We start from the raw sequence: 25,051 nt of genomic DNA, 5'->3' as shown, positions 1-25,051 counted from the left end.
TTTTTTTCCGTGAGAGGCGAAGGGTTTTGATCCAGCCTGTATGGCCAGGATGGGTTCACGATTTTGGAGTGGTTATGCTCGAACAGGCTCAGCGCGTTCTGCGCGATATCTTCGGCTACGACAGCTTCCGCGGTCGCCAGGGGGCGATCATCGAGTGCGTGGCTAAGGGTGGCGATGCGCTGGTGCTGATGCCTACCGGTGGCGGCAAGTCCCTGTGCTTCCAGGTTCCGGCGCTGCTGCGCAACGGCCTGGCGGTGGTGGTGTCGCCGCTGATCGCGCTGATGGAAGACCAGGTCGCGACCCTCGACGAGCTAGGGGTCGCTGCCGCGTCCCTGAACTCGACCATGAGCCCGGAACAGCAGCGCGAGCTGGCCGGACGCATTCGTCGCGGCGAGCTGAAGATGCTGTATCTCGCACCGGAGCGCCTGGTCCAGCCACGCATGCTGGATTTCCTCCGTGACCTGGACATCGCCCTGTTCGCCATCGACGAGGCCCACTGCGTTTCGCAATGGGGTCACGATTTCCGTCCCGAGTACCTGCAACTTGGCCAGTTGGCCGAGCTCTTCCCGCATGTGCCGCGCATCGCCCTGACCGCTACCGCGGACATGCGCACCCGCGAAGAGATCGTCAACCGCCTGCATCTGCAGAATGCCGAGCGGTTCCTTTCCAGTTTCGACCGACCCAACATTTTTTATCGCATCGTGCCCAAGGAGCAGCCGCGCAAGCAGTTGCTGGCGTTCCTCGGCGAGCGTCGCGGCAATGCCGGCATCGTGTATTGCCTGTCGCGCAAGAAGGTCGACGAAGTCGCCGCGTTCCTGTGCGGCGAAGGCTTCCCGGCGCTGCCCTATCATGCCGGCCTGCCTGCCGAGACCCGTGCCGCCAACCAGCGTCGCTTCCTCAACGAGGAAGGGCTGATCATGGTTGCGACCATCGCCTTCGGCATGGGCATCGACAAGCCCAACGTGCGCTTCGTCGCTCACCTCGACCTGCCCAAGTCGCTGGAAGCCTATTACCAGGAAACCGGTCGCGCCGGTCGCGACGGCCTGCCTGCCGACGCCTGGATGGCCTATGGCCTGCAGGACATGGTCATGCTCAAGCAGATGTTGCAGAACTCCGAAGGCGACGAGCGGCACAAGCGCGTCGAGCAGCACAAGCTCGATGCCATGCTTGCGCTGTGCGAGGAAACCCGCTGCCGTCGCCAGGCGTTGTTGCGCTACTTCGATGAAGAGCTGCCCAACCCCTGCGGTCACTGCGACAACTGTGTCGATGGCGTGCAGACCTGGGACGCCACCGAGCCGGCGCGCCAGGCCCTCTCGGCGATCTACCGTACCGGCCAGCGCTATGGCGTCGGTCATCTGGTGGATGTGCTGCTGGGCAAGGACAACGAGAAGGTCCGCAACTTCGGTCACGAAAAACTCTCCGTGTATGGCGTCGGCAAAGGCCGCGCCGAAGGCGAATGGCGCTCGCTGTTCCGCCAGATGGTGGCCCGCGGCCTGGTGGATGTAGACCTGGACGGTTATGGCGGCCTGCGCCTGTCCGATACCTGCCGTCCGCTGTTGCGCGGCGAAGTGACCCTGGAACTGCGCCGTGACCTCAAGCCGCAGACCACCAGCAAGGGCAGCAGCAGCGGTGGCAGTCCGGCCAGCCAACTGGTGCGTGGTGACGAGCGCGAGCAATGGGAAGCCCTGCGTACCCTGCGGCGCAAGCTGGCCGAGGAACACGGCGTGCCGCCCTACGTCATCTTCCCCGACTCGACCCTGCTGGAGATGCTCCGCAGCCAGCCCACCACCCTGGCCGAGATGGCGCGGGTCAGCGGCGTCGGTGCACGCAAGCTGGAACGCTACGGCGAGGCCTTCCTCGAGGTACTCGGCGGCGAGGCCGGAACGCCACCTGTGGTCACCGACCTGCGCCACGAGCTGGTCAGCCTGGCCCGCGCTGGCATGACGCCTGCGCAGATTGCCGGGCAACTGAAATGCAGCGAGAAGAACGTCTACAGCCTGCTGGCCGAGGCGATTGGTCGTCAGGAGCTGTCGCTGGAGCAGGCCCTGGACCTGCCCGAAGACCTGATGATGGAAGTGCAGGATGCCTTCCTCGATGGTGAAGGCGAACTGCCGCCGGTGTCCGAGATCCAGCCGCTGTTCGGTTCGCGGGTACCGGACGGGGTGCTCTACTGCGTGCGTGCCGCCCTGGCGGCCGAATTCGAGATGTAGCGAGGGTTGTCACTATTTCTTACGTTTGGTCAAGATCGTCGTCAAGATGAACCTTGCCTAAGCGCAAAGGCCATGGTTAGCTGACTAATAATTAGTTCTGACCATGAGTTTTCCATGCCATTGACCGATCAACACCGCTTCGGGATGCAGCTTGCCCACATGTCTCGAGGCTGGCGCGCCGAGCTGGACCGCCGCCTGGCGGGCCTGAACCTGTCCCAGGCGCGTTGGCTGGTGCTGCTGCACCTTGCCCGTTTCGACGAAGCCCCGACCCAGCGTGAACTGGCCCAAAGCGTGGGCGTCGAAGGCCCGACCCTGGCCCGATTGCTCGACAGCCTGGAAGCACAGGGGCTGGTGAAACGCCATGCGGTGCTGGAAGACCGGCGGGCCAAGAAGATCGTCCTGTGCCCTCCGGCCAAGCCATTGATCGACCAGATCGAAACCATCGCCAATGCCCTGCGCGTGGAACTGTTCACCGGTGTCGATGAAGAGGACCTGGCGGTGTGCATGCGGGTGCATACGCGGATCCTGGCGAACCTGGACAAGTCCAAGGTTTGATTTCGAAGTCACTGGCCTCATCGCTGGCAACGCCAGCTCCCACAGGGATCGCGTGCATCGCCGAACCTTGTGGGAGCCGGCGTTGCCGGCGATGAGGCCCTAGAATGTCTGCCCAAGATTCAGGTACACCGCCTTCTCATCCTCGGTATTGAACCCATAGCTGAAGCTCAGCGGCCCCAGCGGTGTGTCGAAGCCGAGGAAGATGCTCGCCGCGTTGATATAGCCGCTGTCGAATTCGTTGTCGTTGTTCCACACCCGCCCGCGCTCGAGCGATCCGCCCAGGTATAACGGGAAATCCAGCGGCAGATAGGCCCGCGGGGTCAGCCGGCGGTAGTACACCATGCGCATCAGGCTGAGGTTCTGCCCCGACAGCGAATTCTGCCGGAAGCCCGAGAGCTGCCGCGCCCCGCCCATGACCAAGCTCGACACCACTACGTCGGCATCATCCAGGGTACGGCCATAGCGACCGCCCAGTACCCAGGTATCCGGTCCGCTGCTCAAGGCCTTGTCCAGCTTCAGATCCCACTGCCGATAACGCTGGTCCGACCCCAGGGCGGGCTCGAACTGGCGCAGGGTCAGGCGGATGTCTTCCCCGCTGTGGGGAAAGTAGACATTGTCCAGGGTGTCGAACGAGTACTTGAGGTCGTAGTAGCCCTCGTTGAAGTTGATCTCCGGCAGGTCCTGGTCGCCGACCCGCACTTTCGCCTGGCCCCAGGCCTGGCCTACCCCCAGGCGCACCTCGCCGCTGGTGCCGATCTGCCGACCGACATTGAGACCGAATCCGTAGCGTTCCAGGCGGTATTCGGCGATCGGATCGTTGTCCAGCGTCGCCTCGATATTCTGCGAGCCCAGCTCCAGGAACGGCGCGACGAAGTACCGCGAGCCTACGTCCATCGGCTGGTAGAACTCGCTGTACAGCTCCTGCACATCACCTATCTGCGCCCGGGTCAGCCATTCGGCGCCGAGCTGGTTGATGCCGTTGACCCGATAGCTGGCGCCGAGGTTGAAGGCACTGTCACCGCGCATGTCATCGGAAAGGTTGAGCCCCAGGCGCAGGTAATCGGTACCACCACGCCGCCCGCGGGCGGTGATCACCAAGGTGTTGTCCTTGCCCTTGTGCACCACGCGGTACTGCACCCGGTCGAAGTAATCCAGGCCGTAGAGGGTGCCCATGTCGGTCTGCAGGCGCCCCAGGTCCAGCGGCTGGCCGATGGTCTGGCGGATGTAGTAGCGAACCACGTCATCGCTGACCTTGGAGTCGTTTTCCACCTTGATCGCGGTGATGATCGGCGTGCGCTGGTCCGGCGAGCGCGCTACTGCCAGCTCGATGCCGCTGCCTTCGGGCGGACGCAGGGCGGCAAAGCGATTGTCGAGGATCCGTGTGGCCCGGTAGCCGGCGTCCATCATTTCCTCGGCGCGGCCGAAGTCGGTGGCGCTGATGCTGGCCAGCGACGGCTGGATCAGGATGTCATCGCGGTGCAGGGCCGCCAGTTGTTCCTCGGAGTTGCGCCGGGTCATCAGGGTGATGGACTGGTTGAGCACGTCCACCACTGTGCCCAATTGCTTGCGGTTGCGCAGCGGGGTGCCGATATCGACGACGATCGCCACGTCCACCCCCATCTGCCGCACGATATCCAGGGGGATGTTGTCGACCATGCCGCCATCCACCAGCAGCCGGCCATCCAGCTCCACCGGGGCGAACACCGCCGGAATTGACATGCTGGCGCGAATCACCTGGGGCAGGTGGCCGCGGCTGAACACTACCTTTTCGCCGCTGGCGATATCGGTGGCTACGGCGCGGAAGGGAATCGGCAACTTGTCGAAGTCACGGGTGTCGCTGGTATGGGCCAGCAGGCTTTCCAGCAGCAAGGCGAGGTTCTGGCCCTGGATCACGCCCAGCGGCAGGCCGAGGCTGCCGTCGTCGCGAAAGCTGAGTTTCTGTTTCACCAGAAAGTCGCGGTCGTCCTGCTTGCGCCGGAACGGCACGTCCTTGCGCGGCGGGGCGTCGGACAGTGCCTGCTGCCAGTCGATGCTGCGCGCCAGCTTTTCGAGCTCCTCGACCTTGTAGCCGGAGGCATACAACCCGCCGATCACCGCGCCCATGCTGGTGCCGGCGATGGCATCGATCTTCACCCCCTGTTCCTCCAGGGCCTTGAGCACGCCGATATGCGCCAGCCCGCGGGCTGCGCCACCGGACAATACCAGGCCGACCTTGGGCCGGGCAGTTTCGGCGGCGACCAGATGCAGGGACGGGAGCAGGAAAAGCAAAAACAGCAGCAGGCAGCGCATCGCGATTCTCGAAGCCAAGGGCAAACCGCTAGTATAAGCGCCACTTACTTTCCTTTGAGACCGCCACCGTGAGCACCTCCAAGCCCGAGATCGTCATCACCTACTGCACCCAGTGCCAATGGCTGCTGCGCGCCGCCTGGTTGGCCCAGGAACTGCTCAGCACTTTCAGCGACGACCTGGCCCGTGTGGCCCTGGAGCCGGCCACCGGCGGCACTTTCCGCATTACCTGCGACGGTGTGCAGATCTGGGAGCGCAAGGCCGATGGCGGCTTCCCCGAGGCCAAGGTGCTGAAGCAGCGTGTGCGTGACCGGATCGACCCGCAACGCGACCTGGGCCACAACGATCGCTAATGCTCCGCAGCCACCTTTGTTGATCCGCCACTGGCCGCCAGTCGGCTGGAAACGACGATGGCGAAGATGATCAGTACGCCGCCCAGCAGCATGCGCGGCGTGGGCGTTTCGGCGAACAGCATCCAGGCCACGGCGATGCCGTAGATCGGCTCCATGGCGAACACCACGGCGGCGGTGCGCGCCTTGATCACGCCGAGGGCAGCGACGAACAGGCTATGGGCGACGCCGGTGCAGAACACCCCGAGCAGGCCGATCCACAGCCAGTCCAGGGCCGGCACCTGGCCCAGGCCGGGCGCGGCGAAAGGCAGCAGGCACAGGGCAACCACCAGGTTCTGGCACATCGCCGCCTGCACTGCGGGAATCCGTCCGGAGCCGGCACGGTTGGTCAGCGACAGCAGTGAGAACAGCAGGCCGGACAGCAGCGACCAGAGCAGGCCGCCGGTGGCCTCGCTGGCCAGGTTGAATTCCGGTGTCACCAGGATCAGGCCGACGGTCACCAGCCCCACCAGCAGCAGCTCGTTGCTGCGAATCCGCTCGCGGAACAGCACACCTTCCAGAAGCACGGTAAAGGCCGGAAAGCTGGCGAAACCGAGGGTGGCGATGGCTACGCCGCCGACTTTTACCGAAATGAAGAAACTTACCCAGTGCCCGGCCAGCAATACGCCGCCCAGCCCGAGGCGACGCCAGTCCTGTGCTTGCAGCGCTTTCCAGCCCGGCCCGGCGAGGCGGGCGAACAGGCCCAGGGCGAGTACCGCAAAGGCGGCCCGACCGAAGACGATGATCGACGGCGAGGCGCTGGCCAGCTTGCCGAAGACGCCGGTCAGGCCAAAGAACAGCGCGCCGATATGCAGGGCGCCGAGGGCAGTGCGGTGGTTCATGGAAGTCCTTGCGGGGTCCGGTATCGACACAGCCAGTCTACGGCGCCGACAGCGGGGCTGTCTGTCGCCGGACTCGCGTCAGTTGTCGCCGGACTCGCGGCGCAATGCGCCGGGGCTGCGACCGAAGGCCTTGAGCATGGCGGCGGCGAAGGCGCTTTGGGAACTGTAGCCGACCCGGCTGGCGATCTCGCCGATGGGCAGGCTGCTGCCTTGCAGCAACTGGCGGCCGCGCAGCAAACGGCGCTGGCGGATGTACTCCATCGGCGTGATCCCGCGTTCGGCCATGAAACGTGCATGCAGGCGGGCGCCGGACAGGCCGGCGAGACGGGCCAGGTCGGCGACTTGCAAGGGATAGGCGGCGTATTGCTCGATATGCGCGTCGAAGGACGCGTAGGGCAGCTCCCGCGACGGCGGCAGCGGGCTGTTGCCCCGATTCAGGCTGGCCAGCAGCAGTACCGCGCCCTGGCGGGTGATCAGTGGATCGTCCATCGGCCCATGGGCCAGCCAGTCCACCAACTGTTGCTGGCGGTTGTCCAGCAGCAGCGGGCCAGGACGGTCCAGCAGGCGCAGGCAGTCGCTGCTGCGCTCGCCCAGGCTCTGCGCCAGCCAGTTTTCCGCCGGCACATCCAGCACCAGGCAATGGCTGCCGACAGGGCTGCCGCAGGTGTGGTGGGCACCTGCGGGAATCACCATCAGGTCCTGGCGCTCGACCCGTCCGCCACGGCCGTCCACCTCGAAATCCAGGCGACCGCCGAGGCCGAACACCAGTTGCGGGTGGTCGTGGGCGTGGGCGATCAGGTCGTCGCGGTAATGGCGCAGGGAAAGAATCGGGCCGTTGCTCATCTGGCGTGGTGTCCGGCTGGGCGAAAGCTGCCATTGTACGCCCCGGCGGCTGTCATGGGATTGCCGCATGGCTGTCATGTCGGATTAACCGCTGGCTGGCAAGGTCGACCAAAGTCAGCCGGAGCCTCGCCCATGAACAGTGCCGCGTTTCTAAAGCCCACGCGCAAGCGGCGTGTCCGCACCCTGTGGATTTCCGACGTGCACCTGGGCACGCGGGATTGCCAGGCCGAGCACCTGTCGCAGTTTCTCAAGCGCTACCACGCCGACCGCATCTACCTGGTCGGCGATATCATCGATGGCTGGAAACTGCGCGGCGGCATGTACTGGCCGCAGGCACATACCAATGTGATCCGCCGGTTGCTGACCATGAGCAAGCGCGGCACCGAGGTGATCTATGTCACCGGCAACCACGACGAGTTCCTGCGTCGCTACTCCAGGCTGATCCTCGGCAATATCCACCTGGTGGACCAGGCCGAGCATCTGACCGCCGATGGGCGCCGCCTGCTGGTGATCCATGGCGACCAGTTCGACGTGATCACCCGCTACCACCGCTGGCTGGCGTTCCTCGGTGATTCGGCCTACGAATTCACCCTGACCCTGAATCGTTGGCTCAATCACTGGCGGGCGCGCTACGGCTATGGCTATTGGTCGCTGTCGGCGTACCTGAAGCACAAGGTCAAGACGGCGGTGAACTTCATCAGCGATTTCGAAGAAGCCATCGCCCATGAATGCGTGAAGCAGGGCTTCCACGGCGTGGTCTGCGGGCATATCCACCATGCCGAGATCCGCAAGGTGGGGGAGGTGGACTACCTCAATTGCGGGGACTGGGTGGAATCGTGCACGGCGCTGATCGAGCACTGGGATGGGACCATCGAGCTGTACCGGCTGGCCGAGGATCAGGCGCGGATGGCGGAGGAGGAAGCCGCCAGGGTGGCCGAATCCGTGCAAGGCTGAGGGGCCACCGCGACCTCTGTGGGAGCGGGTTCACCCGCGATTGCGATGGAGGGCTCACTATCGTAATCGCGGGTGAACCCGCTCCCACAGGGTGTGGTGCAAGCCTTTAGAAACTCACTTTCCCGCGCAACATGTCCCGATACATCACGAAATCCCCCAGCAAACTGTAGAACGGATGCTGAAAGGTCGCCGGCCGGTTCTTTTCGAAGAAGAAGTGCCCGATCCAGGCGAAGCCGTACCCGGCGAACGGCACTGCCAGCAGCAGCACCCAGGTGCCACTGCCGATCGTGTAGGCAAGCAGGGCGATGACCAGCGTGGTACCGATGAAGTGCAGGCGACGGCAGGCGGAGTTGGCGTGTTCGTTCAGGTAGTAGGGGTAGAACTGCGCGAAATTGTCGAATCGGCGGGGGCTTTCCACGGGGCTGATGCCTCCTTGTTCTTGTAGATTTTCAACGGGTACGGCGTGGAGCCTGAACCCAGTCTAGAGTCAATTGCTGTATCGGCAAGTGACAATAAGCGCCACTTTAGTATCCTTGCGTCTTATCCCAAACCAGAGCCAGCCAATGAACGAGCGAACCACCTCAGCAAGCTGGGCCTCGGGTATTGTCAAGGCTCTCGAGCTCGAAGGGCTGGACTGCCCGGCCCTGTTCCACAAGCTTGGCCTGGACTTTGCCGCGCTGAGCGACCCGGATGCGCGCTTCACCCAGGACTCCATGACCCGCCTCTGGCTGCTCGCCGAGGAGCTTTCCGGCAACCGCGCCATCGGCCTGAACATGGCCAGGGTGGTGCGCCCGGCATCCTTCCATGTGGTGGGTTATGCACTGATGTCCAGCCGCACCCTGGCCGAAGGCTTCGAGCGCCTGGTGCGCTACCAGCGGATCATCGCCGAGAGCTCCGACCTGAGCCTGCAGCTCGGCCCCGAGGGGCATGCCCTGATTCTCACCGTGCATGGTGATCACCTGCCACCGACCCGGCACAGTTCCGAAGCATCCCTGGCCTGCGCGCTGGCCCTGTGCAGCTGGCTCAGCGGGCGTACCATCCAGCCGCGCCGGGTGCTGATCCAGGGCCCGCAGCCCGAGGATATCGAGCCCTACCGTATCGCTTTCCACTCGCCGCTGGTGTTCAACGCACCCTACGATGCGCTGATCTTCGAGCCGTCCGACCTGCAATCCCCGTTGCCTACCGCCAACGAGGCGATGGCGGTGTTGCACGACCGGTTTGCCGGGGAATATCTGGCGCGTTTCTCGGAAAGCCGGGTGACCCACCAGGCGCGGCAGGTGCTGTGTCGCGTATTGCCCCAGGGCGAGCCCAAGCGCGAGCTGGTGGCCCAGGCGCTGCACCTGTCCCAGCGCACCTTGCAGCGACGCTTGCAGGAAGAGGGCACCAGTTTCCAGGCGCTGCTCGACGACACCCGTCGCGAACTGGCGGAGCAGTACCTCTCCCAGCCGGGCATGACCTTGCTGGAAACCGCCTATCTGCTGGGCTTCGCCGACCCGAGCAACTTCTTCCGCGCATTTCGTCGCTGGTTCGGCCTCACTCCCGGCGAGTATCGCGCCCGTCGCCATGGCCTGAGCCACGACGACGCGGAACCGGACGCTGTCAGTGCCGCCAGAACGCCGGCATACAGAGAACAAATACGGTAATGATCTCCAGGCGGCCAAGGAGCATGCCGCCCGCCAGGATCCACTTGGCCGCGTCCGGCAAGGTGGCGAAGTTGCCCGCCGGGCCGATGGTCTCGCCCAGCCCCGGGCCAACGCCGGATACGGTACTCGCCGCGCCGGTCAAGGCGGTCATCCAGTCGACACCGAGCAGCGACAGGAGCAGGGCGATCACGCAGATGGTGATGGCGAAGAAGAACGAGAAGGTCAGGATCGAGCGCACGATTTCTTCATCGAGGCGGTGACCGTTGTATTTCTGCTTGATCACCGCGCGCGGGTGGATCAGCTGGTTGAGCGAAGCCTTGAGCAGGATATACGCGACCTGGAAGCGGAAGATCTTGATGCCCCCGGCAGTGGAGCCCGAGCAGCCGCCGATGAAGCCCAGGTAGAAGAACAGCATCAGCGAGAAATTGCCCCACAGGCTGTAGTCGCCCAAGGCGAAACCGGTGGTGGTGACGACCGAGGTGACGTTCAGGGCGACATGGCGGAAGGCATCCAGCCAGTGCAGCTTGGTGGTCGCCCAGTACCAGGTGCCGAGCACGATCCAGGTTACTACCAGCAGGAGCAGCAGGCCCTGGACCTGCTGGTCGCGGATCAGCGCCCTGCGGTTGCCGCGCAGGGTGGCGACGTACAGGGTGAAAGGCACGCTGCCGGAGATCATCACCACTACCGCGACCCAGTGCACTGCCGGCTGGTCCCATTTCGCCAGGGACATGTCCGAGGTGGAGAAACCGCCGGTCGAGATCGCCGACATGGCATGGTTGATCGCATCGAACGGGCTCATTCCCGCCCACCAGAAGGCCAGGCTGCCGAAGATGGTGATGCCGACGTACACCAGCACGATGTACTTGGCCACCATGTGCGAGCGCGGCATGACCTTTTCCGAGCGGTCCGAGGATTCGGTCTGGAACAGGCGCATGCCACCGATGCGTAGCAGCGGCAGGATCGCTACCGCCATGCCGATGAAGCCGATGCCGCCGAGCCAGTGCAGCAGCGAGCGCCACATGAGGATGCCGGGCGACATGTTGTCCAGGCCGCTGAGCACCGTGGAGCCGGTGGCGGTGATCCCCGACATGCTCTCGAAGAAGGCGTCGGTGTAGCTGATGTGCTGGGTCAGGAGGAACGGCAGGGCGGCGAAGATGCATACCACCAGCCAGCTGCTGACGGTCAGCAGGTACATGTCCCTAGGGCGCAGGTGCACGTGTTCCGGACGCCCCGGCAGGACCAGGGCCAGGCCGGCGACGAAGGTGATCAGGCTCGACCACAGGAACGACGGCATGTCGCCGGTGCGCTCGAAGATGATCAGCGTGGCCATGGGGACCGTCATGCTGATCGCCAGGGTGATCAGGAAGATGCCGATAATGAAACCGATGATCCTTAAGGTCGGCAACGCCACCATGTACTCAGCCCTGACTCGAAACGGAAGGGCGCCATTCTACCTGCGGCCCCTTTTAAGTAAACGGCGCTGTGCGCTTTGCCGAAGAGCACCCTAGAATGGCCGCTCATTTTTCCACTGGAGGGTAGCCGATGGAGGCTCTCGACGCTTTGCTCAACCGTGTTTCCGTTCCGCGCCTGACCGAACCCGCGCCCAATGCGGCGCAGCGCGAGGGGCTGTTCCAGGCGGCCTTGCGTGCGCCGGACCACGGGCAATTGCGGCCATGGCGCTTCATCACCGTCGAAGGGGAAGGGCGCAACCGCCTGGGCGAGCTGTTCGCCGAAGCGGTAGCGCAGAAGGGCGATGCCGAACAGGCCGCGCTGGACAAGGCCCGGGCCATGCCGCTGCGCGCCCCCTTGCTGGTGCTGGTGATTGCCCGGACCCGCGAACACCCCAAGGTGCCGGTGTCGGAGCAGGTACTGGCGGCGGGCTGCGCGGCCCATGGGATCCTGCTGGCAGCCCATGCCCAGGGTATCGGCGCAGTATGGCGCACCGGCGAGCTGGCCTATTCGGCGCATGTCGCCAAGGGGCTGGGGCTGGAAGCGGGAGAGGAACTGATCGGCTTCCTGTACCTGGGCACGCCGATCGGTGAGCCGCGCACGGCGCCGGTGCTCAAGACCGAGGATTTCGTCAGCGCCTGGGGCTGAGATAGTTCTGAACGCGCCGCAGACCCTGTGGGAGCGGGTTTACCCGCGATTGCGTCGGTGAATTCACTATCGCGATCGCGGGTAAACCCGCTCCCACAGGGTCTGCGGCGTTGCAGTTTCAGGCGCTCGCGCTCCCCTGAATCGGCAGCACCAGGGTAGCCACAAACCCACCCTGCGGATGATTGCCCAGTTGCAACACCCCGCCATGCCGCTCCGCCGCCTTGCGCGCGATCGCCAGCCCTAGACCATGCCCCGCCGCCGTCTGCCCCGGCGCGCGGAAGAATGGCTCGCCCAACTGCTCCAGGTGCTCCGGCGCCACCCCGGGCCCGTGATCACGCACGCTGAGCATGATCCTGTCACCGTCGCGCCCGGCCGCCACTTCGATCGGTTGGCCTTCAGGATTGAAGCGCAGTGCATTGCGCAGCAGGTTGTCCAGCGCCCGCTCCACCAGGGTCGGCCAGCCGTGCAGGCTCAAGCCCGGGGTTTCCCGCAGTTCGATCAACTGCTCCGGCGCACTCAGTTGCGCATCCTTGCATACGCCATTGACCACCGCATTGATGTCCACCGGTTCGGCGTGTGCCTGCTCGGCATCGACCCGGGCGAGCACGAGGATCTCGCTGATCAGGGCCTCCAGGCGGTCGCATTCGCGGGTCAGGCGCGGCCAGTAGGTGTCACGCTGCTGCGGCTCGGCACGTTCGGCCAGCGCCAGGGCGATACGCAGGCGGGCCAGGGGCGAGCGCAGTTCATGGGAAACGTCGCGCAACAACTGGCGCTGGCTGCCGATCAGGCTCTGCAAGCGCGAGCCCATGCGGTTGAAGTCGTTGGCCAGCACGCCGAATTCGTCCCGACGCGCGGCCAGCCGGGCCAGGCTGTTCTGCTGGTAGGTGGTCTGGCCCAGGTCATGCACCGCGCTGCGCAGGCGGCTGAGCGGGCGGGTGATGGACAGGGTCACCAGCAGGCTGAACAGGGTCAGGACCACCAGCGCGATGCCAAGGGCGCTGAACGGCCAGATCAGGCTGTCGCGGTGCCAGGCGTCAAGCTCCGGATGCGGTATGCGGTAGATCAGCAGGTAGGTTTCGCCGCTGCTGGCACTGGTGTACTCCTCGGTCAGGCGGCGCCAGGGCAGGGGCCGATGATCGTTGCCCTGGCGCGCTTCGAACACCGCAGCCCGCCGCGGGAAGGTGCCGGGCACCACCGAGTCGCCGGCCTCGTTGAGCACCTGGGTGTCGATGTGGTAGCGCCGCTTGCGTTGCTCCAGGTACTGCTGGGCCGCTTCCGGACCCTGGGTTTCGTAGCGCTGGGTCCAGTTCTGCGCCAGGGTATTGAGGCCGGGGTGGCGGCTGAGGATCCAGGCGTCCTGGTTGAGGATGTGCCCGAGCAGGATCGACAGGCCGGCAACCAGGGCGATGGCCAGCCAGAAGCTGGCCAGGATACGCCAGAACAATGAACGCAAGGGCAGTCCCTCGAACAGGAAAAGCCCGGCCTGCTTGCGCAGGCCGGGCGGGGTTCATGGATTATTGGGCCTTTTTGCCATGTTCGGCTTTCCAGGCCTGGAACTCCTGCCATTCGGCACGGCGTTCCTCACGTTTTTTCTTCATCTCGTCGAACTGCTTTTGCTGTTCAGGCTTGAGCAGGGCGCGGATATCGGCCTGGGTCTTGTCCTGCTTGGCCTTGAGCTCGTCTTTCATGGCTTTCTGCTCAGCGGCTGGCAGTTTGTCCAGGTATTTCTGGGTGAGGTCGCGGCGGTCTTTCATTTCCTGGCCCATCAGCTTGCCGATCTGCTGGCGCTGTTCGTGGGTCAGGTCCAGCCTGGCAAGCGGGTCGCCACCGCGGTGATGTTCGCTGAAGCGTGGGCCGTGGTCAGGGCCCGGGCCTGGGCCGGCGTCCGGCATGGCCATGGCGACGGTCGGCAGGGCGGCAGCGAACATCAGGGCGATAAGGGTCTTGCGCATGGTGTATCTCCTTTCTGAAGGCCGGTCGTTACCGGATGTGGCCAGTTTATGGAGATCAAGGTCAGCGGCGGTCAGGTGACGGTAAAGCCTGGGTAAAGAGGACGAGCCTTGCTGCTGACATAGCCATCACAAGCTGTAGTAGTAGCCCCGGCTGCGCAGGGCGACGATGCGCGGGCGTCCGTCGGCATGCGGGCCGATCTTCTTGCGCAGGTTGCTGACATGCATGTCCAGGCTGCGGTCGTACAGGGTCAGCTTGCGCCCCAGGGCGATCTGCGCCAGTTCCTGCTTGTCCAGCGGCTCGCCGGGCTGGCGCAGCAGGGCTTCGAGGATGCGGCTTTCGGAAAGGGTCAGGGTCTGCTCGCGTTGGTCGATCTCGACCACGCCACGGGCGGGGCTGAAGCTCAGGTCGCCGAGCTCCACCTGGGTCGGGGTCGCCGGGGCATGGCTGCGGCGCAGCACGGCGCGCAGGCGGGCGGTGAGTTCCCGTGGGTCGCAGGGCTTGGCCAGGTAGTCATCGGCGCCGAGTTCGAGGCCGAGGATGCGGTCCAGCGGCTCGCCGCGGGCAGACAGCATCAGGACCGGCAGCTCGGCGTGCTCGCTGCGCAACTGCTTGAGCAATTCGAGGCCGCTGCCGTCGGGCAGCATGACGTCCAGCACGACGGCAGCGGGGGCCTGTTCGGCCAGGGCCTTGCGTGCGCTCAGGCCGTCGTGGCAGGCGCGGACCTGGAAGCCCTCCTGGCCCAGCCAGTGGACGAGCAGTTCGCAGAGTTCCTGGTCATCGTCAATCAGTAGCAGTTCGCTCATGTCTTACTCAGTTCAACCATTGCTTGCGCCGTCTGTGGCTGCCGCTGGCAAAGATACCGCAAAGCACGGCGATCAGGGCCACTGCGCCGCCGGTCACGAACCATTGCTGCTGTTCGGTCAGCAGGCGCGGGGCGATGCTGGCCTGGGCTTCCTTGAGCGCCAGCTTCAGGCGCTGGTTTTCCTGGCGCAGGCGCGCCAGCTGGGCGCTTTCGCGTTCGTTGTCGGCGCTGTGCAGTTGCTGGGCCAGGGCCTCGCGCTGGCGTTCGCTGTCCTGCAGGCGCTGCTGCAATTCGGTGATCTGGCTGCCGGCACTCAGTGACAACGGCGTGGACTCTTCGGCCTGGGCGAGCGGGCTCAGCAATGACAGGCACAGCAGCAGGGACAACGGACCTTGACGCATCATGACTCCTGTAATTCAAGACGAATGTTCAGGACGTTGTCGGCAGGGCGATGAGAATAATGAGCAACAGGGAAGATTTAAAGCGTCGACGACGCACCGCCGCCGGGCGGCGCGTCGCACCCGTCACGGCAGGACTTGCTTGAACGGCTTGACGATGACGTTGGCGTAGACGCCGGCGGCCACGAACGGATCGGCCTCGGCCCAGGCCTTGGCGGCTTCCAGGGAAGTGAATTCGGCGACGATCAGGCTGCCGCTGAAACCGGCGGCGCCCGGGTCGTTGCTGTCGATGGCCGGGTGCGGGCCGGCGAGGACGATGCGCCCCTCGGCCTTCAGTTGCTGCAGGCGCTCAAGGTGCGCCGGGCGCGCGGCCAGGCGGGCGTCCAGGGAGTTGGCGACGTCGGTGGCGATGATGGCGTAGAGCATGTCATTCCTCGGGTTTGGGAGTGGTGGGATCGCTGTCGTGCAGGTGTCGGGACAGGTAGATACCCTGGGCGACCAGGAACAGCACGGTCATGCCCAGGCTGCCGAAGACCTTGAAGTCGACCCAGTAGTCCTGGAAGGTGAAGGCGACGAACAGGTTGGCCGCGCCACAGAACAGGAAGAAGGCGATCCAGGCCAGGTTGAGACGGTTCCACACGGCGTCCGGCAGGGTCAGGGCGTGGCCCATGATGCGTTTGATCAGCACCTTGTCACCGATGAAGTGGCTGCCGAGGAAGGCCAGGGCGAACAGCCAGTTGACCACCGGCGCCTTCCACTTGAGGAAGGTCTCGCTATGGAAGGCCAGGGTCAGGCCGCCGAACACCAGGCAGGCCACCAGGGTCAGCAACTGGCCTTTTTCCAGGCGTCGCTGGCGAATGAACAGGGCGCCGTAGACCACCAGCGAACTGACGATCAGCACCGCCGTGGCGCTGTAGATACCCCCCAGCTCGAAGTGCTGGCCGGCGAACTCGACCAGTCGCGGTTCGGTCTTGTAGACGATGAAAAACAGCAACAGCGGGATGAAATCGATGAATTGTTTCACAGTGGCAGCCAGGAGCGGGATGTCCCGGCATAATAACAAACCTCAATGAGAGGAAAAGCGTCACCCCATGAATGTTGATCTGCACTGCCACAGCACCGCGTCGGACGGCTCGCTGACCCCCACCGAACTGGTCGCACGCGCTTACGAGCAGGGTGTGCGGGTGATGGCGCTCACCGACCATGACACCCTCGAAGGCCAGCCCGAAGCCCGCCAGGCCATGCACGAGCGCGGCATGCAGTGGGTCAGCGGGGTCGAGTTGTCGTGCACCTGGTCGGGCATCACCATCCATGTGCTGGGCTACGGCTTCCCGCTGGACGCGCCGCCCTTGCTCGAGGCGGTGGAGTCGTTGCACCGCGGCCGCTGGCTGCGTGCCGAAGAGATCTCCCGGCGCCTGGCGGCCAAGGGCATGCCTGGTGCGCTGGACGGCGCGCGGGCGCTGCAGCAGGCCCTGGGCGACAGCGGCAACGCGCCGGCCCGTCCGCATTTCGCCGATTTCCTGGTCAGCGCCGGGCATGTCAAGGACCGCGCCGAGGCCTTCCGCAAATGGCTCGGCGCCGGCAAGCTGGGGGACGTCAAGCTGCACTGGCCGACCCTCGACGACACCGTCGAGACCCTGCGCAAGTCCGGAGCCTGGGTCAGCCTGGCCCATCCGATGCATTACGATCTTACCCGCAGCAAGCGCCGCCGCCTGATTGCCGACTATATTCAAGCGGGGGGCCAGGCTCTGGAGGTGGTCAACGGTATGCAGCCGGCGGAACAGGTCGGCACCTTGTCCATCCTGACCCGCGAGTTCGGTCTGCTGGCCAGCGCCGGCAGCGACTTCCATGGCCCGGGCACCTGGTCGGAAATCGGTGTCTACCGGCCCTTGCCGGAGGATCTGCCACCTCTGTGGCGTCGATTCAAACATGAGCAGCCATCCGCGGACGCCTGAACAGGAAGACAACGTGAGTCAATTTTTCCAGATACACCCGGAGAATCCACAGCCGCGCCTGATCAAGCAGGCGGTGGAGATCATCCGCAAGGGCGGGGTGGTGGTGTTTCCCACCGACTCGTCCTACGCCATGGGTTGCCAGATCGGCGACAAGGGCGCCATCGACCGGGTGCGCCGACTGCGCCAGCTGGACAAGAACCACAATTTCACCCTGATCTGCTGCGACCTGTCGCAAATGGGGCTGTTCGCCAAGATCGATACCGGGCTTTTTCGCCTGCTCAAGGCCCATGTGCCGGGGCCGTACACCTTCATCCTCAACGGCACCCGCGAAGTGCCGCGCCTGCTCCTGCACGAGAAGCGCCGGACCATCGGTCTGCGTGTACCCAGGCATCCGATCACCCTCGCGTTGCTGGAGGAACTGGGCGAGCCGCTGATGAGCGTGAGCCTGATCCTGCCCGGTGACGAGGAAGTGATGACCGACCCCTACGAGATGCGTCAGCGCCTCGAACATCACGTCGACCTGATCATCGACGGCGGCTACGGCGACCTCAAGGCTTCCACGGTGATCAACCTGGCCGACGGCGAGCCTGAAGTGGTGCGGGTCGGCTGCGGCGACCCGACCCCGTTCATGGTCGAAGCGTGAGCGCGGTCGAAACCGTCGAGGCGCCGCTCGATCCCCAGGCCGGCGCCCAGCAGGAACTGCCGCTGGTGATGGTCTATGGCCAGGCCCTGACCGAAATGCCGGTGGACCTGTACATCCCGCCGGATGCCCTGGAGGTCTTCCTCGAAGCCTTCGAGGGGCCGCTGGACCTGCTGCTCTACCTGATCCGCAAGCAGAACGTGGATATCCTCGATATCCCGGTGGCGGAAATCACCCGCCAGTACATGGGCTACGTCGAGCTGATGAAGACCGTGCGCCTTGAGCTGGCCGCCGAATACCTAGTGATGGCGGCCATGCTCGCCGAGATCAAGTCGCGCATGTTGCTGCCACGGGCCGAGACCGCCGAGGAGGAAGAGGACGATCCTCGTGCCGAGCTGATCCGCCGCCTGCAGGAGTACGAGCGTTTCAAGGCCGCTGCCGAGGATATCGACCAGCTCGCGCGGGTAGGTCGCGATGTGCTGGTGCCGCAACTGGAAGCCCCGCAGGCCAAGGCGCGCAAGCTGCTGCCTGATGTGATCATCGAGGAAGTGCTGATGTCCATGGCCGAGGTGCTGCGGCGCAGCGACCTGTTCGAAAGCCATCAGGTCAGCCGCGAGGCGCTGTCCACCCGCGAGCGCATGAGCGAAGTGCTGGAGCGCCTGCGCGGCGCTGGCTTCGTTGCTTTCGGCGAGTTGTTCAAGGCCGAGGAGGGCAAGCTCGGGGTGGTGGTGACCTTCATGGCGATTCTCGAGCTGGTCAAGGAACAATTGGTCGAACTGGTGCAGAATGAGCCCTTTGCGCCGATCCATGTCCGGGCCCGGGCAGAGTAATCCACGAGCATCCCCATGAACCTGACTGACCCCCACGACCTGGCGCCATTGCTGGAAGCCTTCCTGCTGGCTTCCGGCAAGGCGCAATCCCTGGATCGCCTGTTCGAGCTGTTCGAAGAAGCCGAGCGTCCCGAGCCCGAAGTGTTCAAGCAGGCCCTGGAGCTGCTGCGCGAGTCCTGCGAAGGCCGGGCCTTCGAACTCAAGGAAGTGGCCTCCGGTTATCGCCTGCAGATCCGCGAAGACTACGCGCCCTGGGTCGGCCGCCTGTGGGAAGAACGTCCGCAGCGCTATTCCCGCGCCTTGCTGGAAACCCTGGCGCTGATCGCTTACCGCCAGCCCATCACCCGTGGCGAGATCGAAGATGTGCGCGGCGTGGCGGTCAACAGCAACATCATCAAGACCCTGCTCGAACGCGAGTGGGTGCGCATCGTCGGCTACCGCGAGGTGCCCGGGCGCCCGGCGATGTTCGCCACCACCAAGGCCTTCCTCGACCACTTCAACCTGAAAAGCCTCGACGAACTGCCACCGCTGGCCGAGCTGCGCGAGATGGAGCCGTCGCCCATGCCGCCGGTCGATCTCGACGATTTGCCGGTTCCGGCCCATCTGCAGGCGCTCGCTGACGCCAGCGCCGACCCGGACGAGCAGCCGGCGGAGGAAACCAGTTTCCGTTCGCTGCTGGTGGAGCTGGATGCCATGGAAGAAGGGTTGAAAACCGACTTCGACGACCTGCTGCGCGATCTCCCGCAAGCCGGCGACGAAGAGCAGCCGGCCGAGGCCGAGCCTGAAGAACCGAGGAACTGAACCGCCGCCGGGCGCAAAGCCCGGCGTGCAACGCGATATCGGTCTACTCTCTGATGCGTTTGCGCCGCGATCAGCGTATGATTCGCGGCCTTTTTGGTGCTCGCAGCATCAGGAACCCAGATTCGACTTTTTACACCGGGAGGTGCCCAGATGAGTGAACAAGACCTGCAAGACAGCCCGCCACGTCCGGCCGGGGAAAAACTGCAAAAAGTACTCGCACGCATTGGCGTCGGCTCGCGCCGCGATGTCGAGGCCTGGATCGGCGAGGGCCGGATCAAGGTCAACGGCGTGGTCGCGACCCTCGGCCAGCGTGTCGACCTGCACGACGCGATTTCCGTCGACGGCCGCCTGATCAAGCGCGAAGAAAGCGCAGAGTCCGTGCGCCGCGTGATCATGTACAACAAGCCCGACGGCGAGATCTGCACCCGCGACGACCCGGAAGGCCGCCCCACCGTGTTCGACCGCCTGCCGCGCCCGAAAGAGGGCCGCTGGATCAACGTCGGTCGCCTCGACATCAACACCACCGGCCTGCTGCTGTTCACCACCGACGGTGAGCTGGCCAATCGCCTGATGCACCCGTCCTTCGAGATGGACCGCGAATACGCCGTGCGTGTGCGGGGTGAAGTCGACGACGACATGATTGCCCGCCTGAAAGAAGGCGTGGTGCTGGAAGACGGTCCGGCGCGTTTCACCGACATCCAGGTGGCGCCGGGCGGTGAGGGCTTCAACCACTGGTATCACTGCGTGGTGATGGAAGGCCGCAACCGTGAGGTGCGTCGCCTGTGGGAATCCCAGGGCCTGGTGGTCAGCCGCCTGAAGCGCGTGCGTTTCGGCCCGGTGTTCCTCAACTCCGACCTGCCGATGGGCCGCTGGCGCGAAATGAGCCAGGGCGAGATCGACATCCTGGCGGCGGAAGTGGGCCTGACCCCGGTAGCGATGCCGGCGATGAATGCCAAGACCAAGGACAAGCTGGAGCGCATGCAGCGTAAATCCAGCAAGCCGGTGGGCCGTGGCGAGCGCGTGCGCACCCTGCGTCCGGCCAAGGACGGAGCGCCTGCGGGTGAGCGTCCGGCGCGTCAGCCGCGTGAAGAGGGCGGGCGCAAGGGCCGTACCACCGTGGCCGAGCGTCCGAGCGATGTACGGCGCAAGCCGGCGGCGGCGCCTAAGCGTTCCGGGCCGGGAACTGGTCGCGGCAAGCCGCGCTCCGAGTAAGGGGCCCAGGTGTACAAAGAGCCAACCTTCGGGTTGGCTTTTTTGTGCCTGCAAGATTTGTAGTTACTGCTATTGGCTTAACGCGGACTCTGTGGGAGCGGGTTCACCCGCGATTGCGGCAGTGGATTCACCAAAGTAATCGCGGGTGAACCCGCTCCCACAGGGGGCCGCGCTAGCCAGTCCCTGGAAATATTTTGAACCACCTTGTAAAAAAATCCTTACGCCAATTGGCTCTTTCTTTACCCAATCCCGCCTCCGTCGAAGCCTGTAAACATTCCTTGCCGAAAGCCTCTCTCGATCCCCCTTTACGCTTACGTCAACCTCTTGCCCAAGCCCCCGAAAACCGGGCTTGATGTGGCCGACAGCCAAGTGCCTGACCCGCCGCAGAGCGGGACAGAAACAGAACAAAAACGGAGGGCGCGATGTACGCCATTCACTCCCCCAGGCTCCATCTCTCCCGCGGGAACGCGACGTGTCGTTATCAAAACGTTACGCGGCGTGTTGACCCCTGCGTCAATGCAAGGGTATACAGGGCGCCGCGTTTTACCTGTGACCCTTCTGCGTACCGCGCATTCTGGCTGACGCCAGGCTGATCTTCCGGGCTCGTCCGCGGAAACCGCCGCGTCCGGCCCAAGGTAACCACCTTGCCAATTCCGCCGCGCCACGAGCGAGGCGGGTCCGATCCCGTCACAGATAAAAACAACAGGTGACTTCGTTCATGAGTGGAACAACTCCGCATTCAGGTGAGCTCAAGCGCGGCCTGAAGAATCGCCATATCCAGCTGATCGCCCTCGGTGGCGCCATCGGTACCGGCCTGTTCCTCGGTTCGGCCGGGGTGATGAAGTCGGCGGGGCCGTCGATGATCCTCGGCTATGCCATTTGCGGCTTCATTGCCTTCATGATCATGCGCCAGCTCGGCGAGATGATCGTCGAAGAGCCTGTGGCCGGCTCCTTCAGCCATTTCGCCCACAAGTACTGGGGCGGTTTCGCCGGTTTCCTCTCGGGCTGGAACTGCTGGATGCTGTACATCCTGGTGGGAATGTCGGAACTGACCGCGGTCGGCAAGTACATCCACTACTGGTGGCCCGAGATTCCGACCTGGGCGTCGGCGGCGGCGTTCTTCATCCTGATCAACGCGATCAACCTGGCCAACGTCAAGGTGTTCGGCGAGGCCGAGTTCTGGTTCGCCATCATCAAGGTACTGGCCATCGTCGGCATGATCGGCCTGGGCAGCTACCTGCTGGTCAGCGGCAGCGGCGGCCCGGACGCCTCGGTCAGCAACCTGTGGGAACACGGTGGCTTCTTCCCTAATGGTGTCAGCGGGCTGGTGATGGCCCTGGCGATCATCATGTTCTCCTTTGGCGGCCTGGAAATGCTCGGTTTCACTGCGGCCGAAGCGGACAAGCCGAAGACCGTGATCCCGAAAGCCATCAACCAGGTCATCTACCGCATCCTGATCTTCTACATCGGTGCGCTGGTGGTACTGCTGTCGCTGACCCCGTGGAACAGCCTGGTGGCCAACATCGACGCGGCCGGCGGTTCGTACAGCGGTAGCCCGTTCGTCCAGGTCTTCTCGATGCTGGGCAGCAATGTCGCGGCGCATATCCTCAACTTCGTGGTCCTCACCGCAGCGCTGTCGGTGTACAACAGTGGCACCTATTGCAACGCCCGCATGCTCTACGGCATGGCCGAACAGGGTGATGCCCCGGCCAGCCTGGCGAAGATCGACAAGCGCGGCGTGCCGGTGCGTTCGATCCTGGCGTCGGCGGCGGTGACCCTGGTGGCCGTGCTGCTCAACTACTTCATCCCGCAGCATGCGCTGGAGCTGCTGATGTCGCTGGTGGTCGCGACCCTGGTGATCAACTGGGCGATGATCAGCTATTCACACCTGAAATTCCGCCAGCACCTGGACCGTACCGGCCAGAAACCGCTGTTCAAGGCACTGTGGTATCCATTCGGCAACTACTTCTGCCTGGCCTGGGTGGTGTTCATTCTTGGCATCATGCTGATGATTCCGGGGATCCAGGTGTCGGTGTATGCCATGCCGATCTGGCTCGGGGTGATGTGGGTCTGCTACATGCTCAAGAGCAAGCGGGTGACGGCTGAGGCTGTTTTGGCCAAGTAACCCGTTGGGGCCGCAAAGCGGCCCCAATCCATGCAACACCGGGTATCCTGCTTGCATCTCCTACCCGGTCCCCTCCGAATGCTCCAACTCTCCAACAGCGTCCACATCCCCGACGAAGAAATCGAGTTGAACGCCATCCGCGCCCAGGGCGCCGGCGGGCAGAACGTCAACAAGGTTTCCAGCGCCGTGCACCTGCGCTTCGACAGCCAGGCCTCCTCCCTGCCGCCGTTCTACAAGGAGCGCTTGCTCCAGCTCAGCGACAGCCGCATCACCCGCGACGGCGTGATCATCATCAAGGCCCAGCAATACCGCACCCAGGAACAGAACCGCGCCGACGCCCTCGAGCGTCTGCGCGAACTGATCCTGTCGGCGGTGAAGGTGGAAAAGAAACGCCGTCCGACCAAACCCACCCTCGGCTCGAAAACCCGTCGTCTGGACGGCAAGAGCAAACGCGGCGCGATCAAGGCCGGGCGCGGCAAGGTCGATTATTGAGGGGAATGCAGCGAAGGGGAGGGGAGTGTTCTTGAGCGTGTGAAAACCGGTCGATCGACCGAGGTTTCCACACGTCCTGTGGTGCGCGGTTATTCCTGGTCGGCGCTCGGCGATTCGTCGCCTTGCTGATCCGCCGACTGCGCGGGTTCAGCGTTGATGGGGGCCGGCTTCTGCTCGACTTGGTTCAGGCTTGGGAAGGGAAGATTCGGGATTTCATGCATCTCGTCGTTCCTCGCAAGGTGGTCGTAGGTGGGAAGTTCACGCCAAAAAGCGCGTCGGCTCCGGTGAAGCCGGGGGCAGGATACCGCAGTCTGGATGACAGATTGAGGTTTTCCTGCTGATTGGTAGGAAATTTACAACATCAGGGGCAGGGCACCGATCAATGTGGGAGCGGGTTCACCCGCGATTGCGATGATGAATTCATGTACGTAATCGCGGGTGAACCCGCTCCCACAGTGATCCGCGTCGTGCTTATTTGCAGACGTCGGCAATAGCCGCAGCCAGCACATCCAGCCGCTGCTCATCCGCCCCCGCCACATTGGCCCGCCCGGTCCCGACCATATACACGCTGTGCCGCTCGCGCAGCGCCGCGACCTGGTCTGGCGACAGCCCGGTGTAGGAAAACATCCCGCGCTGCTCGGCAATATGCGCAAAGCGCTCGCTCAATCCGTGTGGCGCCAGGGCTTCGACCAGCCCGTTGCGCAAGCGTGCGATGCGCTGGCGCATGGCCTCGACCTCTCTGGTCCACAGGCTTTTCAGCTCGGGATCAGCAAGAATCTCCGCCACCACCGCCGCGCCATGATCCGGCGGTGTCGACCACAGGTTGCGCGCAATGAACGCCAGTTGGCTGCGTACATCCAGCAGTTTTTCCGTATCGGCGCAGCATGCCAGCAAGGCGCCGGTACGCTCGCGATACAGGCCGAAGTTCTTCGAGCAAGAGCTGGTGATCAGCAATTCGGGCAGCTCGGCGGCGAACAAGCGCACCGCCCAGGCATCCTCGTCCAGCCCGTCGCCAAAGCCCTGGTAGGCAAAGTCGATCAGCGGCAGCAACGAACGCCGCTTCACTACTTCCAGCACCCGGCCCCAGTCGTCCCGCGACAGGTCGAACCCGGTCGGGTTGTGGCAGCAGGCATGGAGCAGGACGATATCACCCTCGGGCGCCGCTTCCAGCGCAGCGAGCATGCCCGTCACATCGAGGCGATTGTCCGCGCCGACATAGGGATAATGCCCGACCTTCAGCCTGGCTCCGGCGAAGATGGTCTCGTGGATCGGCCAGGTCGGATCGCTCAGCCAGATCCCGCGCCCCGGCAGGCAGCGCTGGATGAATTCCGCCGCCAGGCGCAGGGCGCCGGTGCCGCCGGGTGTCTGGGTGGCCCCGGCCAGCGGGGAATCCTTGCCCAGCACCAGTTGGCAGAGCAGGCGACCAAAGGCGGCATCGCCATGGCCGCCGACGTAACTCTTGCTCGACTGGCGATCCACCAGGCGCTGTTCCGCGATCTTCACCGCCCGGGGCACTGGCGTCAGGCCCTGGGCATCCTTGAAGACGCCCACGCCCAGGTCGAATTTCGCCGGGTTCGGATCCTTGGCGTAGGCCTCCATCAAGCCGAGGATGGGATCACCCGGAATCCGGGTGATGGCCTGGAAATGCATCACTTGCGCCCTTCGGCGGTCTTGGCGACCTCGTCAGTGCGCGCTGCCATGATGAAGTCGTTGCGGTGCAGGCCCTTGATCGAGTGGCTCCACCAGGTCACGGTGACCTTGCCCCATTCGGTCAGCAGGCCCGGGTGATGGCCCTCGGCCTCGGAGATCTCGCCTACCGCATTGGTAAAGGCCAGGGCGTGCTTGAAGTTCTTGAACAGGAAGACTTTCTCCAACTGCATGATCGCGTCGCGGACTTCGATGTTCCAGTCCGGAATCATGCGGATCAGTTCCGGCAGTTCTTCATCGCTGACTTTCGGCGCATCGGCGCGGCAGGCTTCGCAGTGGGCTTGGGACAAGGCGTTCATAAGGATCTCTTTTCCGTG

General features: G+C 64.4%; 27 protein-coding genes. 13 read left to right on the top strand and 14 right to left on the bottom strand.

Annotation, left to right across the window (positions count from 1 at the left end; genetic code table 11):
• Positions 1-74: 74 nt before the first annotated feature.
• Together recQ and ACPFMA_RS20485 are read left to right on the top strand one after the other, a co-directional pair.
• Positions 75-2,210, top strand: a complete 2,136-nt coding sequence (recQ, locus tag ACPFMA_RS20490; RefSeq protein WP_425928555.1) for a DNA helicase RecQ — start codon at positions 75-77, stop codon at positions 2,208-2,210.
• Between the two features lie 114 nt (positions 2,211-2,324).
• Positions 2,325-2,765, top strand: coding sequence for a MarR family transcriptional regulator (locus ACPFMA_RS20485; RefSeq protein ID WP_009405134.1), 441 nt, complete (start codon positions 2,325-2,327; stop codon positions 2,763-2,765).
• A gap of 99 nt (positions 2,766-2,864) precedes the next feature.
• On the opposite strand, the gene ACPFMA_RS20480 is transcribed toward ACPFMA_RS20485, so the two are convergent.
• Positions 2,865-5,054: a patatin-like phospholipase family protein gene (locus ACPFMA_RS20480; protein ID WP_425928554.1), complete on the bottom strand. Its 2,190-nt coding sequence runs from the start codon at positions 5,052-5,054 to the stop codon at positions 2,865-2,867.
• Positions 5,055-5,122: 68 nt separating this feature from the next.
• On the opposite strand from ACPFMA_RS20480, the gene ACPFMA_RS20475 reads away from it, so the two are divergent.
• Positions 5,123-5,404 (top strand): SelT/SelW/SelH family protein, encoded by a 282-nt coding sequence (locus ACPFMA_RS20475; RefSeq protein WP_064301950.1) that lies wholly within the window; start codon positions 5,123-5,125, stop codon positions 5,402-5,404.
• Here the strand turns inward: ACPFMA_RS20475 and ACPFMA_RS20470 are convergent.
• Together ACPFMA_RS20470 and ACPFMA_RS20465 are read right to left on the bottom strand one after the other, a co-directional pair.
• Complete coding sequence (locus ACPFMA_RS20470; RefSeq protein ID WP_064301951.1) at positions 5,401-6,282, bottom strand: DMT family transporter; 882 nt, start codon at positions 6,280-6,282, stop codon at positions 5,401-5,403. The two genes, ACPFMA_RS20475 and ACPFMA_RS20470, sit on opposite strands and share 4 nt — an antisense overlap.
• A gap of 78 nt (positions 6,283-6,360) precedes the next feature.
• Positions 6,361-7,125 (bottom strand): AraC family transcriptional regulator, encoded by a 765-nt coding sequence (locus tag ACPFMA_RS20465; RefSeq protein WP_425928553.1) that lies wholly within the window; start codon positions 7,123-7,125, stop codon positions 6,361-6,363.
• Between the two features lie 132 nt (positions 7,126-7,257).
• On the opposite strand from ACPFMA_RS20465, the gene ACPFMA_RS20460 reads away from it, so the two are divergent.
• The gene (locus ACPFMA_RS20460) at positions 7,258-8,079 is read left to right on the top strand and encodes a UDP-2,3-diacylglucosamine diphosphatase (RefSeq protein ID WP_009405126.1); all 822 of its coding nucleotides are present in this window, start codon (positions 7,258-7,260) and stop codon (positions 8,077-8,079) included.
• 106 nt (positions 8,080-8,185) lie between these two features.
• Here the strand turns inward: ACPFMA_RS20460 and ACPFMA_RS20455 are convergent, their stop codons facing one another.
• A complete protein-coding gene (locus tag ACPFMA_RS20455) occupies positions 8,186-8,497 on the bottom strand; it encodes an Mpo1-like protein (protein ID WP_425928552.1) in 312 nt (103 codons plus the stop codon).
• A gap of 145 nt (positions 8,498-8,642) precedes the next feature.
• Here ACPFMA_RS20455 and ACPFMA_RS20450 point away from each other — a divergent pair, with 145 nt between their 5' ends.
• Positions 8,643-9,722: an AraC family transcriptional regulator gene (locus tag ACPFMA_RS20450; RefSeq protein WP_425928551.1), complete on the top strand. Its 1,080-nt coding sequence runs from the start codon at positions 8,643-8,645 to the stop codon at positions 9,720-9,722.
• On the opposite strand, the gene ACPFMA_RS20445 is transcribed toward ACPFMA_RS20450, so the two are convergent.
• Positions 9,679-11,133 carry a TrkH family potassium uptake protein gene (locus ACPFMA_RS20445; protein WP_009405123.1) on the bottom strand — a complete coding sequence of 485 codons (1,455 nt, stop codon included), beginning with the start codon at positions 11,131-11,133 and terminating at the stop codon, positions 9,679-9,681. The two genes, ACPFMA_RS20450 and ACPFMA_RS20445, sit on opposite strands and share 44 nt — an antisense overlap.
• Before the next feature lie 131 nt (positions 11,134-11,264).
• On the opposite strand from ACPFMA_RS20445, the gene ACPFMA_RS20440 reads away from it, so the two are divergent.
• Positions 11,265-11,819: an NAD(P)H nitroreductase gene (locus tag ACPFMA_RS20440; RefSeq protein WP_009405122.1), complete on the top strand. Its 555-nt coding sequence runs from the start codon at positions 11,265-11,267 to the stop codon at positions 11,817-11,819.
• A gap of 118 nt (positions 11,820-11,937) precedes the next feature.
• Here the strand turns inward: ACPFMA_RS20440 and ACPFMA_RS20435 are convergent, their stop codons facing one another.
• The 6 genes from ACPFMA_RS20435 to ACPFMA_RS20410 all read right to left on the bottom strand — a co-directional run bounded on the left by ACPFMA_RS20435 (position 11,938) and on the right by ACPFMA_RS20410 (position 15,996).
• Entirely contained in the window at positions 11,938-13,272 is a 1,335-nt protein-coding gene (locus tag ACPFMA_RS20435) for a sensor histidine kinase (protein ID WP_425928550.1), read from the bottom strand.
• A 61-nt stretch (positions 13,273-13,333) separates the two neighbouring features.
• Positions 13,334-13,771 (bottom strand): LTXXQ domain protein, encoded by a 438-nt coding sequence (locus ACPFMA_RS20430; protein ID WP_425928549.1) that lies wholly within the window; start codon positions 13,769-13,771, stop codon positions 13,334-13,336.
• 126 nt (positions 13,772-13,897) lie between these two features.
• Positions 13,898-14,575, bottom strand: a complete 678-nt coding sequence (locus tag ACPFMA_RS20425) for a response regulator transcription factor (protein ID WP_009405119.1) — start codon at positions 14,573-14,575, stop codon at positions 13,898-13,900.
• 7 nt (positions 14,576-14,582) lie between these two features.
• Positions 14,583-14,975 carry a hypothetical protein gene (locus ACPFMA_RS20420; RefSeq protein ID WP_037061779.1) on the bottom strand — a complete coding sequence of 131 codons (393 nt, stop codon included), beginning with the start codon at positions 14,973-14,975 and terminating at the stop codon, positions 14,583-14,585.
• Between the two features lie 123 nt (positions 14,976-15,098).
• A complete protein-coding gene (locus tag ACPFMA_RS20415) occupies positions 15,099-15,398 on the bottom strand; it encodes a YciI family protein (RefSeq protein WP_009405117.1) in 300 nt (99 codons plus the stop codon).
• Between the two features lies 1 nt (position 15,399).
• Complete coding sequence (locus ACPFMA_RS20410; protein WP_064301957.1) at positions 15,400-15,996, bottom strand: septation protein A; 597 nt, start codon at positions 15,994-15,996, stop codon at positions 15,400-15,402.
• Positions 15,997-16,063: 67 nt separating this feature from the next.
• On the opposite strand from ACPFMA_RS20410, the gene ACPFMA_RS20405 reads away from it, so the two are divergent.
• From ACPFMA_RS20405 to arfB, 7 genes are all read left to right on the top strand, one after another.
• A complete protein-coding gene (locus tag ACPFMA_RS20405) occupies positions 16,064-16,927 on the top strand; it encodes a PHP domain-containing protein (protein WP_064301958.1) in 864 nt (287 codons plus the stop codon).
• Positions 16,928-16,940: 13 nt separating this feature from the next.
• The gene (locus ACPFMA_RS20400) at positions 16,941-17,570 is read left to right on the top strand and encodes an L-threonylcarbamoyladenylate synthase (RefSeq protein ID WP_009405114.1); all 630 of its coding nucleotides are present in this window, start codon (positions 16,941-16,943) and stop codon (positions 17,568-17,570) included.
• Between the two features lie 128 nt (positions 17,571-17,698).
• Entirely contained in the window at positions 17,699-18,397 is a 699-nt protein-coding gene (locus tag ACPFMA_RS20395) for a segregation and condensation protein A (RefSeq protein ID WP_205884583.1), read from the top strand.
• A gap of 15 nt (positions 18,398-18,412) precedes the next feature.
• Positions 18,413-19,198 (top strand): SMC-Scp complex subunit ScpB, encoded by a 786-nt coding sequence (gene scpB, locus ACPFMA_RS20390; protein ID WP_064301960.1) that lies wholly within the window; start codon positions 18,413-18,415, stop codon positions 19,196-19,198.
• A gap of 150 nt (positions 19,199-19,348) precedes the next feature.
• Positions 19,349-20,410 (top strand): 23S rRNA pseudouridine(2605) synthase RluB, encoded by a 1,062-nt coding sequence (gene rluB, locus ACPFMA_RS20385; RefSeq protein ID WP_279900542.1) that lies wholly within the window; start codon positions 19,349-19,351, stop codon positions 20,408-20,410.
• A gap of 718 nt (positions 20,411-21,128) precedes the next feature.
• Entirely contained in the window at positions 21,129-22,535 is a 1,407-nt protein-coding gene (locus ACPFMA_RS20380) for an amino acid permease (protein ID WP_064301962.1), read from the top strand.
• A 78-nt stretch (positions 22,536-22,613) separates the two neighbouring features.
• Positions 22,614-23,027: an alternative ribosome rescue aminoacyl-tRNA hydrolase ArfB gene (gene arfB / locus ACPFMA_RS20375; RefSeq protein WP_064301963.1), complete on the top strand. Its 414-nt coding sequence runs from the start codon at positions 22,614-22,616 to the stop codon at positions 23,025-23,027.
• 89 nt (positions 23,028-23,116) lie between these two features.
• Here the strand turns inward: arfB and ACPFMA_RS20370 are convergent, their stop codons facing one another.
• The 3 genes from ACPFMA_RS20370 to ACPFMA_RS20360 form a co-directional block, all read right to left on the bottom strand.
• The gene (locus ACPFMA_RS20370) at positions 23,117-23,248 is read right to left on the bottom strand and encodes a hypothetical protein (protein WP_009405108.1); all 132 of its coding nucleotides are present in this window, start codon (positions 23,246-23,248) and stop codon (positions 23,117-23,119) included.
• A 250-nt stretch (positions 23,249-23,498) separates the two neighbouring features.
• Positions 23,499-24,677 carry an amino acid aminotransferase gene (locus ACPFMA_RS20365; RefSeq protein ID WP_425928548.1) on the bottom strand — a complete coding sequence of 393 codons (1,179 nt, stop codon included), beginning with the start codon at positions 24,675-24,677 and terminating at the stop codon, positions 23,499-23,501.
• Complete coding sequence (locus tag ACPFMA_RS20360; RefSeq protein ID WP_064301965.1) at positions 24,677-25,033, bottom strand: 4a-hydroxytetrahydrobiopterin dehydratase; 357 nt, start codon at positions 25,031-25,033, stop codon at positions 24,677-24,679. The genes ACPFMA_RS20365 and ACPFMA_RS20360 overlap by 1 nt, the downstream gene beginning before the upstream one ends.
• Positions 25,034-25,051 lie beyond the last annotated feature (18 nt).

The sequence above is a fragment of the Pseudomonas sp. NyZ201 genome, from assembly GCF_049860765.1.
Lineage (GTDB): Bacteria > Pseudomonadota > Gammaproteobacteria > Pseudomonadales > Pseudomonadaceae > Aquipseudomonas > Aquipseudomonas bharatica.
Note: the sequence above shows the minus strand (reverse complement) of the source record. Positions and strands in the feature narration are given on the sequence as shown.

Bases quoted from the DNA above. Each gene is read 5' to 3' on its own strand.
- ACPFMA_RS20420 (WP_037061779.1), bottom strand. From the start codon at position 14,975: ATGCGTCAAGGTCCGTTGTCCCTGCTGCTGTGCCTGTCATTGCTGAGC.
- ACPFMA_RS20470 (WP_064301951.1), bottom strand. From the start codon at position 6,282: ATGAACCACCGCACTGCCCTCGGCGCCCTGCATATCGGCGCGCTGTTC.
- ACPFMA_RS20430 (WP_425928549.1), bottom strand. From the start codon at position 13,771: ATGCGCAAGACCCTTATCGCCCTGATGTTCGCTGCCGCCCTGCCGACC.
- ACPFMA_RS20440 (WP_009405122.1), top strand. From the start codon at position 11,265: ATGGAGGCTCTCGACGCTTTGCTCAACCGTGTTTCCGTTCCGCGCCTG.
- arfB (WP_064301963.1), top strand. From the start codon at position 22,614: ATGCTCCAACTCTCCAACAGCGTCCACATCCCCGACGAAGAAATCGAG.
- ACPFMA_RS20415 (WP_009405117.1), bottom strand. From the start codon at position 15,398: ATGCTCTACGCCATCATCGCCACCGACGTCGCCAACTCCCTGGACGCC.
- ACPFMA_RS20370 (WP_009405108.1), bottom strand. From the start codon at position 23,248: ATGCATGAAATCCCGAATCTTCCCTTCCCAAGCCTGAACCAAGTCGAG.
- ACPFMA_RS20405 (WP_064301958.1), top strand. From the start codon at position 16,064: ATGAATGTTGATCTGCACTGCCACAGCACCGCGTCGGACGGCTCGCTG.
- ACPFMA_RS20425 (WP_009405119.1), bottom strand. From the start codon at position 14,575: ATGAGCGAACTGCTACTGATTGACGATGACCAGGAACTCTGCGAACTG.
- ACPFMA_RS20360 (WP_064301965.1), bottom strand. From the start codon at position 25,033: ATGAACGCCTTGTCCCAAGCCCACTGCGAAGCCTGCCGCGCCGATGCG.
- ACPFMA_RS20460 (WP_009405126.1), top strand. From the start codon at position 7,258: ATGAACAGTGCCGCGTTTCTAAAGCCCACGCGCAAGCGGCGTGTCCGC.
- recQ (WP_425928555.1), top strand. From the start codon at position 75: ATGCTCGAACAGGCTCAGCGCGTTCTGCGCGATATCTTCGGCTACGAC.
- ACPFMA_RS20465 (WP_425928553.1), bottom strand. From the start codon at position 7,125: ATGAGCAACGGCCCGATTCTTTCCCTGCGCCATTACCGCGACGACCTG.
- rluB (WP_279900542.1), top strand. From the start codon at position 19,349: ATGAGTGAACAAGACCTGCAAGACAGCCCGCCACGTCCGGCCGGGGAA.
- ACPFMA_RS20365 (WP_425928548.1), bottom strand. From the start codon at position 24,677: ATGCATTTCCAGGCCATCACCCGGATTCCGGGTGATCCCATCCTCGGC.
- ACPFMA_RS20380 (WP_064301962.1), top strand. From the start codon at position 21,129: ATGAGTGGAACAACTCCGCATTCAGGTGAGCTCAAGCGCGGCCTGAAG.
- scpB (WP_064301960.1), top strand. From the start codon at position 18,413: ATGAACCTGACTGACCCCCACGACCTGGCGCCATTGCTGGAAGCCTTC.
- ACPFMA_RS20480 (WP_425928554.1), bottom strand. From the start codon at position 5,054: ATGCGCTGCCTGCTGCTGTTTTTGCTTTTCCTGCTCCCGTCCCTGCAT.
- ACPFMA_RS20450 (WP_425928551.1), top strand. From the start codon at position 8,643: ATGAACGAGCGAACCACCTCAGCAAGCTGGGCCTCGGGTATTGTCAAG.
- ACPFMA_RS20485 (WP_009405134.1), top strand. From the start codon at position 2,325: ATGCCATTGACCGATCAACACCGCTTCGGGATGCAGCTTGCCCACATG.